This is a genomic window from Nonomuraea sp. NPDC052129 (assembly GCF_040680095.1).
Lineage (GTDB): Bacteria > Actinomycetota > Actinomycetes > Streptosporangiales > Streptosporangiaceae > Nonomuraea.
In genome coordinates this window covers 40,603-53,662 of the sequence record NZ_JBFAVX010000015.1, presented here as the reverse complement: position 1 = coordinate 53,662, position 13,060 = coordinate 40,603, and the positions used below count along the sequence as shown (strand labels likewise).

The 13,060-nt window shown below is 73.8% G+C and carries 1 protein-coding gene; it reads right to left on the bottom strand.

From position 1 onward, the window contains the following. Positions 1-46: 46 nt before the first annotated feature. Positions 47-13,060 (bottom strand): SDR family NAD(P)-dependent oxidoreductase, encoded by a 13,014-nt coding sequence (locus tag AB0L53_RS29760; protein WP_364000563.1) that lies wholly within the window; start codon positions 13,058-13,060, stop codon positions 47-49.

The following is a 13,060-nucleotide window of genomic DNA, read 5'->3' as shown; positions in this document are numbered from 1 at the left end:
CTCGGGACGGAAAATCGGACTCTTTGTCGGCGGCCATGACATGGCATCAGAATTCTTTGTCGAGAATGTTGAAAAGTTCTTCGGCGCTGGCCGATTCGAGCGTCGGCTCCGCCGGATCCTCCGTCCGGCCGTGCGCCTCGGCCCACTTCGCCGTGAGCGACTTGAGCCGGGCGGTGATCCGCGCGTGCCCGTCGGGATCCGGTACGAGCCTGTCCAGCGCCTGTTCGAGCTCGGCCAGCTCGGCCTCCAGCGGTTCGGCGGCCGTGTCGTCGCCGCCGAGCAGTTCGGTCTTGATGAAGGCGGCCACGGCTTCCGGCGTCGGGTAGTCGAAGACGAGCGTGGCGGGCAGGCGTACATCCGCCGCCGCGCTCAGCCGGTTGCGCAGCTCGACCGCGGTCAGCGAGTCGAACCCCAGCTCCTTGAACCCCCGCACCGGATCGACCGGGTCCTCGGTGTCGTGGCCGAGAACGGCGGCGACGTGTGTGCGTACCAGGCTCAGCAGCATGCGGTCACGCGCCACCCTGGACAGCGGGGTCAGCCGGTCCGTCAACGAGACGGGCGCGGCGGCGGGGGCCGTGACCGAGGCCGTGGCGGGCGCCCGCCCGACAGGGGCGGTGACCAGGCCACGGAGCATCGGCGGTGGCCCTTCCTCCCGCGACCGCACGGCCGCGAGATCCAGCCGGATCGGCACCAGCGCGGCCTCGTCGAGCGCGAGCGACTCGTCGAACAGCGCCAGCCCCGCCTCGGCCGACAGCGGCAGCAGGCCCGAGTGACGCAGCCGGCGCAGATCGGCCTCGCCGAGCTGGGCGGTCATGCCGCCCACCTCCGGCGCCCACATGCCCCAGGCCAGCGAGAGGCCCGGCAGACCGGCCGCCCTGCGGTGCGCGGCCAGCGCGTCGAGGAAGGCGTTGGCCGCCGCGTAGTTGCCCTGCCCGGCGGCGTCGAGCGTGCCGGCCGAGGAGGAGAAGAGCACGAACGCCGACAGGTCCAGATTTTTCGTGAGTTGGTGAAGATGCCAGGCTGCGTGGGCTTTGGGCTGCCAGACCGTGTCCATCTGCTCGGCCGTGAGCGAGCCGATGACGCCGTCGGCCACGACGCCCGCCGTGTGCACGACCGCGGTCAGCGAACGGCCCGCGAGCAGCTCCGCGAGCGCGTCGCGGTCGGCGACGTCGCACGCCGCGACCTCGACGCGGGCCCCCTGCTCAGTGAGCTCCGCGCGCAGCCGATCGGCGCCCGGCGCGTCGAGCCCCCTGCGGCCGACCAGCAGCAGGTCGCGTACGCCGTGCGCGGCCACCAGATGCCGGGCCACCAGCGCGCCGAGCCCGCCCGTACCGCCGGTGACGAGCACGGTGCCGGCGCCGCCGATCGGCGCGGGCACGGTCAGCACGATCTTGCCGGTGTGCCGGGCCTGCGCCATGTACCGGAACGCCTCGGGCGCGCGTCGCACGTCCCAGACGCGGGTCGGCAGGGGTGCGAAGGTGCCTTCCTCGAACAGCTTCACCAGCTCGGTCAGGATCTCCTGGGTCCGGTCCGGCCCCGCGTCGGAGAGATCGAAGGGCGCGTAGCGGACGCCGGGCGCGATCGTCTCCACGTCCCGGATGTCAGTCTTGCCCATCTCCACGAACCGGCCACCGGGCGCCAGCATGCCCAGGGAGGCGTCGGTGAACTCACCCGCGAGCGAGTTGAGCACCACATCGACCTGGCCGAACTTCTCCGCGAACTCCAGCGTCCGCGACGAGGCCACATGCTCCTCATCCAGCGGCAGCGACGCCCACTTGCCGGGACTCGCCGTACCGAACACCTCCGCGCCCAGCCACCGCGCGAGCTGCACCGCCGCCATACCGACCCCACCGGCGGCCGCGTGCACCAGCACCCGGTCCCCCGCCCGAAGGTCGGCCAGATCGACCAGCCCGTAGTAGGCGGTCGCGAACACGGCCGGCACGGCGGCCGCGTCCACGAAGGACCAGCCGTCCGGCATGTGCGCCACCATCCGGTGATCGGTCACCGTAAAGGGCCCGAAACCACCCTCGAACAGCCCGAACACTCTGTCTCCTGGAGCGAACCGGGTGACGCCGGAGCCGACCTCGACGACCACGCCGGCACCCTCGCCGCCGATGGACGCCTCGCCCGGGTACATGCCAAGGGCCATCAGGACGTCGCGGAAGTTGAGTCCGCAGGCCCGCATGGACACGCGTACCTCGAACTCCTCCAAGGGCCGCCGGGCCGCGTCGCCGGCGGTCGCCGCCAGGGCGTCGATCGTCCCCGGCTCGGTGATCTCCAGATGCCAGGACTCCGCACCGGCCGGCGGCTTCAGCAGGCCGTCCTCGCCGGTCCTGGCCAGCCGTGGCGCGAGCGCGTCGCCGTCGCGAAGGGCCAGCTCAGGCTCCTGACCAGCCAGTACGGTGGGCAGCGCCCGGAAGGAGGCATCCGTGCCGTCCACGTCGACGAGGAGGAACCGGCCGGGGTTCTCAGCCTGCGCCGCACGTACCAGACCCCAGACGGGGGCGTGGGCCAGGTCGGGGGTGTTGTCGTCGGCACCGGTGCGCACCGAGTCACCGGTCACCAGCACCAGCCTGGCGGCGCCGAAGCGCTCATCGGCCAGCCAGCCCTGCAGCAGACCGAGCGTCCGGCCGGTCAGCTCGCGCGCGTCCGCCGAGGGATCCTCCGACGCGGACTCGTGCCCGGCGCGGACCAGCACCGCTGTCGGCGGCGGGGTCAGTGCGGCCAGCGCGTCCAGGTCCGGGACGGCGCGTGCGGAGTGTCCCGCGGTGCGCAGGCCCGTGAGCAGTTCGCCGTCGTCGGCGCCGAGCACCGCCCAGTCGTCGCGCGAGCCGCCGACGGCCACCCGTGTCCACTTCACCTGGTACGGCGAGGCGCCCGCCCCGCCCCGGCCGGCGCCGAGCCCGGCGCCGGAGATGGGCCGCATGGCCAGCGAGCCCACGCTGGCCAGCGGCGCGCCCGTCGCGTCCGCCACGGTCAGCAGCGGCGCGCCCGAGCCGTCGGCGGACACCTGGACGCGGGCGGCGGTGGCGCCGGTCGCGTACAGGCTGACGTCGGTCCAGCTGAAGGGCAGCTCAACCCCCGGACGCTCGCCCCCCGGACGCTCGGCCACCGTCGCCGAGCCGCCCTGCGGATCCCCGGCCACCGCAGTCGTGCCGACCCGAGGATCCCCGGGCGCCATCGCCCTGCCGTCCCGGGGATCCTCGGTCGCCAGCCCGATGGCGTGCAGCACGGCGTCGAACAGCGCGGGATGCAGGCCGAAGCTGCCTGCGTCCGCCACCACGCCGTCGGGCAGCTCAATGTCGGCGAACACCGCGCCGTCGCGCCGCCAGGCCGCGCGCAGTCCGCGGAAGGCGGGCCCGTATTCGGTGCCTTCGACGGCCAGCCGCGCGTAAAGGTCGCCGACGTCGATGGGCGTGGCGCCGGGCGGCGGCCATTCGGCCAGGTCGAAGGCGGGGCGTTGGTCCGCGACGGCGAGCGTCCCGGTCGCGTGCCGGGTCCAGGGCCGTTCGCCCGTGGTGGCCCGCGAGTAGACGGTCACCGTGCGGCGGCCCGAGTCGTCCGCTCCGGAGACGATCACCTCGATCGTGATGGCGTCCCGCTCCCCCAGCACGAGGGGTGCCTCCAGGGTCAGCTCTTCGACGAGGTCGCACCCGGCCTGGTGACCGGCCGCGACGGCGAGCTCGACGAAGGCCGTGCCCGGAACCAGCACGGTGCCGAGGATCCGGTGATCGGCCAGCCAGGGGTGGCCGGCGAGCGAGAGCCTGCCGGTGTACAGCGACCCACCGGTGTCGGGCAGCTCGACCGCGGCGCCCAGCAGCGGGTGAGCCGCGGCTTCGAGCCCGAGCGAGGCGGGATCGCCGCCGTGGTGGGCGAGCTTCAGCCAGTAGTGCCGGCGCTGGAAGGCGTAGGTGGGCAGATCCACCTGCCGGGCTCCGGCGAAGAAGGTGTCCCAGTCCATCTCCGCGCCGCGCACATACGCCCGGCCGATGGCCGTGACCAGTTGCCCGGCCTCGTCCCGGTCTCGCCGCAGCAGCGGCACCGCGACCGGCGCGAGTTCCCGCTCCGAGGCGCCTTCCTGTACCAGCCCCGACAGCACGGCGTCGGGACCCAGCTCCAGGAGGGTCCGTACGCCCCGCTCGCGCAGGAAGGCGACGCCGTCGGCGAACCGTACGGGCTCCCGTACGTGCCGCACCCAGTACTCGGCCGAGAACCGTGACACCGGCTCACCGGTCAGGTTCGACACCACCGGGATCGCCGCGTCCTGGTACTCCAGTCCGGCGGCCACCTCACCGAAGGCGCCGAGGATCGGCTCCATGCGGTGGGAGTGGAACGCGTCGCTGACCCGCAGTCGCCGGCTCCTCAACCCGCGCCGGCCGCACTCCGCCGCCACCCGCTCCACCGCGGGCTCGTCGCCCGAGACCACGATCGAGGCCGGTCCGTTCACCGAGGCGATCTCCACCTGGCCCGCCACGTCGGAGAGCTCGGCCAGCAGCTTGGCGACCGTTGCCTCTCCCGTCGCGACCGCGAGCATCGCCCCGCCTTGCGGGAGCCCCTGCATCAGCCGGCCCCGCGCCGCCACGAGCGCGCACGCGTCCTCCAGTGACAGCACTCCCGCGACGTGCGCCGCCGCGAGCTCGCCCACCGAATGGCCCATCAGGTAGTCCGGCACCATCCCCCACGACTCCAGGAGCCGATAGAGGGCCACTTCCACGGCGAACAGCCCCGTCTGGGCGTACAGCGTCTGGTCCAGAAGCTCCGGCCTGCCCCACATCACCTCGGTCAGGGGCACGTCCAGATGGCGGTCCAAGCCCGCCGCGACCGCCTCCAGGTGCTCCTTGAACGTGGGGAACGCCCTGGTCAGCTCCAGGCCCATCCCCACCCGCTGGCTCCCCTGGCCGGTGAACATGAAGCCCAGCCCGGCGCCCTCGGTGTCCCCGGGACCGCTCACGACGTCGACCGGCTCGGCCCCTTCGGCGACCCGCGCCAGACCCGCGACCAGCTGCGCCCGATCGGCCGCCACCACGACGGCCCGATGGCTCAGCAGCGACCGCGTTCTGACCAGCGAGTACCCCACCTGCGCGGGGCCCACGTCCTCGGCAGCCGCCACGAAGTCCCGCAGCCGCTCCGCCTGCGCCCGCACCGCGTCCGCGCCACGCGCGGAGACCACCACCGGCACCGGTACATCGGCAACCGGCACCTCAGCGGGGACCGGCTCCTCGGCGGGAACACCCTCGATCACCACGTGCGCGTTGGTCCCGCTGATGCCGAACGACGACACGCCCGCCCGGCGTGGCCGCCCGTCGCGGTCCTCCCAGGGGGTCGCCTCGGTCACCAGCGACACCGCGCCCGCCGACCAGTCCACGTGCGAGGACGGGGCGTCGACGTGCAGCGTCTTCGGCAGTACGCCGTGCCGCATCGCCAGGACCATCTTGATCACACCGGCGACGCCGGCCGCGCACTGGGTGTGCCCGATGTTGGACTTGACCGTGCCCAGCCACAGCGGCCGATCCTCCGGACGGTCTTGTCCGTACGTGGCCAGCAGCGCCTGCGCCTCGATCGGGTCCCCGAGCGTGGTGCCGGTGCCGTGGGCCTCGACCGCGTCGATGTCGGCCAGGCCGAGCCCGGCGTTGGCCACCGCCTGGCGGATCACCCGCTGCTGGGACGGCCCGTTCGGCGCAGTGAGCCCGTTGCTGGCGCCGTCCTGGTTGACCGCGCTCCCCCGCACGACCGCCATCACCTGGTGGCCGTTGCGACGCGCGTCCGACAGCCGCTCCAGCAGCAGCAGACCCACGCCCTCGGCGAACGCCGTACCATCCGCCGCCTCCGCGAACGCCTTACAACGCCCGTCCCGCGCCAGACCCCGCTGCCTGCTGAACTCCACGAAGATCTCCGGCGTGGACAGCACGGTCACACCACCGGCGAGCGCGAGCGTGCTCTCGCCGCGGCGCAGCGACTCGCAGGCCAGATGCAGCGCGACCAGGGACGACGAGCACGCCGTGTCCAAGGTGACGGCCGGACCCTCCAGGCCGAGCGCGTAGGCGACGCGGCCGGACATCACCGAACTGGAGTTGCCGGTGATCAGGTATCCCTCCACCTCCTCAGGCAGGGGCCCGGGCCCGGTGCCGTAGCCGGTGGCGGAGGCGCCGACGAACACGCCCGTCGAGCTGCCCCTGAGGTCGCCGGGGTCGATGCCCGCGCGTTCGAGGGTCTCCCAGGCGGCTTCGAGCAGCAGCCGCTGCTGCGGGTCGGTGGCCAGGGCCTCACGCGGCGAGATCCCGAAGAAGGCCGCGTCGAAGTCCCCGGCCTCGTACACGAAGCCGCCCACCCGCACATAGCTGCTGCCGGCGCTGTCGGTGTCGGGGTCGTAGAGCCGCTCCAGGTCCCAGCCGCGGTCGGCGGGGAACTCCGACATCGCGTCCCGGCCTTCGGCGAGCATGCGCCACAGCGCCTCCGGCGAGTCGACGCCGCCGGGATAGCGGCAGCCCATCCCGACGATGACGATCGGATCGTCGTCGAGCGAGGCGGCGGGGGCGGCGACCGGCGCGACGGGAGCTACCGCGCCGAGCAGCCTGCCCTTGATGTGCTGGGCGAGCGCGGCGGGCGTCGGATAGTCGAAGACCAGCGTCGCGGGCAGCCGCAGCCCGGTGGCGGCGTTGAGCCTATTGCGCAGCTCGATGGCGGTCAGCGAGTCGAAGCCGAGCTCCTTGAACGCCCGGCCGGCGTCCACCGAGCCGGCGTCGGCATGGCCGAGCACGGTGGCGGCCTGCGCCCGGATAAGGGAGACCAGCACCTGGTCGCGGTCGCTCTCGGGCAGCCCGGCCAGCTGCTGCTCCAGCGCGGAGGCGACACCGCCGGGTACGGCGCCCGCCGCGACGTTGCGCTGCGCGGGCGCGTGGACCAGGCCGCGCAGCATCGGCTGGACCCCGGCGGGGTCGCGGCGCATCGCGGCGAGGTCAAGGCGGATCGGCGCCAGCAGGGCCTCGTCCACCGTCAGAGCGGCGTCGAAGAGCGCCAGCCCGTCCTCGGAGGACAGGCCGCGGGCACCCGACCGCTCCATCCGCGCTATGTCGGCGTCCTGCAGATGGGCGCTCATGTTGCTGCGCTGTTCCCAGAAGCCCCAGGCCAGCGATACCGCGGCGAGGCCGTGCGCGCGCCGGTGCGCGGCCAGCGCGTCCATGAACACGTTCGCCGCCGCGTAGTTGCCCTGTCCGGCATCGCCCAGGACACCGGCCGCAGAGGAGAACAGCACGAACGCCGACACGTCGAGCTCTCGCGTCAGCTCGTGCAGGTTCCACGCCCCGGCGACCTTGGGCCGCAGCACCGCGTCCACGCGCTCCGGCGTCAGCGCGGCCACCACGCCGTCGTCCAGCGCCCCGGCGGTGTGCACCACCCCGCGCAGCGGGGCCTGTACCTCGGCCAGCACCTCGGCCAGCACCTCGGCCAGGGCTGCCCGATCCGCCACGTCGCAGGCCACGACGCGCACCCGCGCGCCCGCCCCGGACAGCTCTTCCAGCAGTTCCGGCGCGCCGGCGGCCGAGATCCCGGACCGGCTCACGAGCAGCAGATCCCGTACGCCGTGCACAGACACCAGATGGCGCGCCACCAGCGCGCCCAGGCCGCCCGTGCCACCGGTGACCAGCACCGTCCCGCCGCCGCCGAACGTGGGCGGCATCGACAGCACGATCTTGCCGGTGTGCCGGGCGAGCGACATGAACCGCAGCGCCTCGCCGGCCCGCCGCACGTCCCAGACCCGGACCGGCGGCAGCTCCAGCGCGCCCCGCTCGAACAGGGCCATCACCTCGGCCAGCAGCTCGCCCAGGCGGTCGGGACCGGCCTCCATCAGGGAGTAGGGGAGGTAACGCAGGCCGGGGTGAGTGTCGGCGACCTGGCCGGGTTCGCGCAGGTCGGTCTTGCCGATCTCCAGGAACCGGCCGCCCGAGGACACCATGTCCAGGGAGGCGTCGGTGAACTCCCCGGCCAGCGAGTTGAGCACCACGTCGACCTGGCCGAACTTCGCCGCGAACGCCAACGTCCGCGACGAGGCCACATGCGCGTCGTCCAGGGTCGTCGACGCCCACTTGCCGGGGCTCGCCGTACCGAACACCTCCGCGCCGAACGACCGGGCGAGCTGTACCGCCGCCATGCCGACCCCACCGGCGGCCGCGTGCACCAGCACCCGGTCACCCGCCCGGACACCGGCCAGATCGGCCAGCCCGTAGTAGGCGGTCAGGAACGCCACCGGCACCGATGCCGCCTGCGCGAACGACCAACCGGCGGGCATGGGAGCCAGCAACCGCCGATCCGTCACTCCCACGGGACCGAACGCGCCATCGAGCAGCCCCAGCACCCGATCACCGGGCACCAGATCGGCCACGGCCGACCCGGCCTCCAGCACCACGCCCGCGACCTCGCCACCGATGGGCTCGCCGTGTTCGGGCACCATGCCGAGGGTGACGACCAGGTCGCGGAAGTTGAGACCGGCCGCCCGCACCGACACTCGTACCTCGTCCGGCCCCAGCGGGCGGGCCGCCTCCGGGCACGGAACCAGGGACAGGCCGTCCAGGCTGCCCTTGACCGCCGCGTCCAGGCGCCACTCCGCGACGCCCACGGGCAGTGCCAGCGTGTCCTTGGTGGCCGCGCGGGCCAGCCTGGGCACCAGCACCTCGCCGGATCGCACGGCCAGCTGCGGCTCGGCGAGCGCCGCCGGCACGGCGGGCACCGGCACCTCGGAGTCGTCGAGGTCCAGCAGTACGAACCGGCCGGGGTGCTCCGACTGCGCGGACCGCAGCAGGCCCCAGATCGGCGCGCTCGCCAGGTCACGTACCTCCGCGTCAGGCCCCGCCGCCACCGCGCCATGGGTCACCACGACGAGCCGCACCGAGGTCAGCCGATCGTCGGCCAGCCATGCCTGTACAAGCCCCAGTGCCCGATGCGTGGCCGACCGCGCGCCACCCACCACTTCTCCCGGTGCGGAGCCGTCCGGCGAGAGCTTCACGAACGGTTCAGAGTCGTCCGACCGGAAGCTCACGAACACGGTGTCGGGGAGCGGATCCGACGAGGTCAGCGCCGCCAGGTCCGCGTACTCGGCACGCGCGACGCCCGCCCGGCGCAACCCGTACGGGTCCGGCCCGAGCACGGCGGCGCCCCCAGCCGGAGCCGGCGTCGGCTGCGCGGCAGGCGCCGCCGTCCACTCGACGCGGAACAGCGAATCCCCATGGGCCACCGAGGCAGCGGAGAGCTGCTGCGCCGAGGCCGCCCGCGAGACCAGCGAGCCCACCGTGGCGACGGGCGCGCCCGAGGCGTCGGCCAGCCACAGCGACAGGGTGTCGGGGCCCGATGGCGACAGCCGGACGCGCACGGCCGCCGCACCCGTGGCGCGCAAGGACACGCCGGTCCAGGCGAACGGCAGGCTCAGGCGATCGTCGGCGGGGTCCAGCAGCGACCCCGCGTGCAGCGCCGCGTCGAGCAGCGCCGGGTGCAGGCCGTACAGCTCGGCGTCGCGGGTCGCCTGCTCGGGCAGCCTGACCTCGGCGAAGACCTCGTCACCGCGCAGCCACGCCGCCTTGAGCCCTTGGAACAGCGGGCCGTAGCCGTAGCCGGCGTCGGCGAGCCGGTCGTAGAGGCCGTCGAGGTCCGCGGGAGTCGCTCCCTCCGGCGGCCACTGGGCCAGGTCGAAGACCTCGGGGGCGTCATCGGGGGCGACGTATCCGCTCGCGTGGCGGATCCACGGCGCGTCGGCCGGGGCGTCCTCCGCCCGTGAGTGCACGGTGATGCCGCGCCGTCCCGCGTCCTCGGGCGCTCCGACGGACACCTGCAGCCACACCCCGCCGCGCTCGGGTACGACCAGCGGGGCCTCCAGCGTCAGCTCCTCCAGCAGGCCGCAGCCGACCTGGTCGCCCGCGCGGATGGCGAGCTCGACGAAGGCGGTGCCGGGCAGGAGCGGCGTGCCGGCGGCGGCGTGGTCGGCCAGCCAGGGGTGCAGCTGGAGCGAGAGGCGTCCGGTCAGGAGGGCGCCACCGGATTCGGCGAGCGTCACGGCCGCGCCCAGCAGCGGGTGGCCGGCGTCGGTCAGCCCCGCCGAGGCGACGTCACCGGCCGAGGTGCGGGTCTCCAGCCAGTAGTGGCGGTGCTGGAAGGCGTACGTGGGCAGCTCGACCAGGTTCGCGCCGGGGAGGAGGGCGGCCCAGTCGACGGCCACGCCACGCACGTACGCCTCCGCGACCGAGGTCAGCGCGCGGCGCAGATCGCCTTCCCCACGGCGCAGGGTGCCGCCGGCGAACGCGTCGGCCCCGGCCTCGTCGATCGTGTCCTGCACGCTCATCACGAGCACCGGATGGGCGCTCATTTCGAGGAACGCGTCGTGTCCCCCGGCGAGCAGCTCCTCGATCACGGCCTGGAACTCGATCGGCTGGCGGGCGTTGTGGAACCAGTAGTCGGCGGTCAGCTCGCCGGTGTCCAGGACCTGCCCCGTGACGGTGGAGTGGAACGGCACCTCTCCCGGGGTCGGGGACACGGTTTCGAGCAGCCGGGTCAGCTCCTCGCGCAGCGGGTCGACCTGGTCGCAGTGCGAGGCGACGGTGCTGGCCAGGAGGCGGGCGCGGACGCCCTCCGCCTCATACTCGGCGACGAGCTCGGCGAGCGCCTGCTCGTCACCCACCGCGGTGCACGACGAAGGGCCGTTCTTCGCGCCGATGGACAGCCGTCCGTCCCAGCGGGCCAGCCGTTTCTCCACCTCACCGGCCGCCGCGGCGATGGCCGCGATCGCGCCCTTGCCCACCAGGCGCTCGGCGAACAGGCGGCTGCGCAGCACGATCACGCGTACGGCGTCGGCCAGGGACAGCCCGCCGGCCACGTACGCGGCGGCGACCTCGCCCTGGGAGTGGCCGACGACGGCGGCGGGCCGCACGCCCAGCGACTTCCAGAGTGCGGCCACCGACACCATCACCGCGAACAGCACTGGCTGGACGACCTCGAGCCGGTCCAGTGAGGGCGCGCCCGGCTCGCCGCGCAGCACGTCGAGCAGCCGCCAGTCGACGTGGGTCTCGATCTCCGCCGCGCACTCCGCCATGCTCCGGGCGAAGACGGGCGAGGTGTCCAGGAGGTCCACCGCCATGCCGGCCCACTGCGAGCCCTGGCCGGGGAAGATGAAGACGACGCGGCGCTCTGCGGTGGCCTCGCCCTCGGTCACCTCGGCGGCGGGCTCGCCTTCGGACAGAGCGGTCAGCCCGGCGAGCAGGTCGGTCCGGTCACCGGCGGCGACCACCGCGCGGTGCTGCCAGGTCGAGCGCGAGGTCACCAGCGAGTGGGCGACGTCGGCCAGGCGGAGGTCCTCGTGTTCCGCCAGATGGGCCGCCAGCCGGGCGGCCTGCGCGCGCAGCGCCTCGGGTGCCTTGCCCGACAACACCAGGGGGACGACGGCCGGGGGCGAACCGCCGTCCCCATCCGGGGTGGCTGCTACAGGCGGCTCCTCCAGGATCAGGTGCGCGTTGGTGCCGCTCACGCCGAAGGAGGAGACGCCGGCTCGCCGCGGGGCACCGCCCGCGGGCCAGGGGCGGCTCTCGGTGAGCAGTTCGACCGCGCCGAGGGACCAGTTGACGTACGGCGACGGCTCGTCCACGTGCAGGGTGCGCGGCAGCGTCTCGTGGCGCATGGCCATGGCCATCTTGATCACACCGGCGACGCCGGCCGCCGCCTGGGTGTGCCCGATGTTCGACTTGAGGGAGCCGATATGCAGCGGCCCGCGTTCGCCCCGGTCGCGGCCGTATGTGGCCATCAAAGCGTGCGCCTCGATCGGGTCGCCCAACTTGGTGCCGGTGCCGTGCGCCTCGACCACGTCGACGTCTGCCGGAGACAGGCCCGCGTTGCCCAGCGCCCGCCGGATCACGCGTTCCTGGGAGGGACCGTTCGGCGCGGTCAGGCCGCTGCTCGCGCCGTCCTGGTTGATCGCCGAGCCCCGGATGACCGCGAGCACGGGGTGGCCCCGGCGGCGCGCGTCCGACAGCCGCTCGATCGCGAGGATGCCGACGCCCTCGGAGAAGCCGGTGCCGTCGGCGGAGGCGGCGAACGCCTTGCACCGGCCGTCGGCGGCGAGCACCCGCTGCCGGCTGAACGCGGTGTAGGTGCCGGGGGTGGACATCACGGTCACGCCACCGGCCAGCGCGAGGTCGGTCTCGCCGTTGCGCAATGCCTGACAGGCCAGGTGCAGGGCGACCAGGGAGGCGGAGCAGGCGGTGTCGACGGTGAGCGTGGGCCCTTCGAGACCGAGGGCGTAGGCGATCCGGCCGGACACCACGCTCGGGGCGTTGCCCGTCACGAGATAGCCCTCGACCTCTTCCGGCGCCTTGTCCAGCCGGGGGCCGTAGTCCTGCGGCTCGGCGCCGATGAACACGCCGGCCTGGCTGCCGCGCAGCGAGCGCGGGTCGATGCCCGCCCGCTCGAACGCCTCCCAGGACGCTTCGAGCACCAGCCGCTGCTGGGGGTCCATGGCGACGGCCTCACGCGGGTTGATGCCGAAGAAGTCGGCGTCGAACTCACCGGCGTCGTGCAGGAAGTGACCCGACCGGACATAGGTGGTGTTGGGCGCGTCCGGGTCGTCGTCGAACAGCCGGTCAAGGTCCCAGCCCCGGTCGACGGGGAACCCGGTCAGGGTCTCCCCGCTCTCGGCGACCAGCCGCCACAACTCTTCGGGAGTGGTGATCCCGCCCGGATAGCGGCAGCCGACGCCGATGATGGCGAGCGGCTCGTCCGCCCGTGCCCCGGCGGTGACCGGATCGACTTCGGCCGCCTCCGTGTCGGCCAGCCCGAGCACCTCGGTGAACAGGTACTCGACGACCGCCTCGGGGGTGGGGTGGTCGAAGGCGATCGTGACCGGCAGTTCGGCGCCGACCGCCTGGGCCAGGCGGTCGTGCAACTCGACGGCGGCCAGCGAGTCGAGTCCCAGCTCCCTGAAGCCGCGCTGGGGATCCACCGCGTCGGGGGCGTCTGGGAGCACGGTCCGCAGGATCTCGACGGTCAGGTCGTGCACCAGGTCGGCGAGGAAGCGACGCTGCTCGCTCAA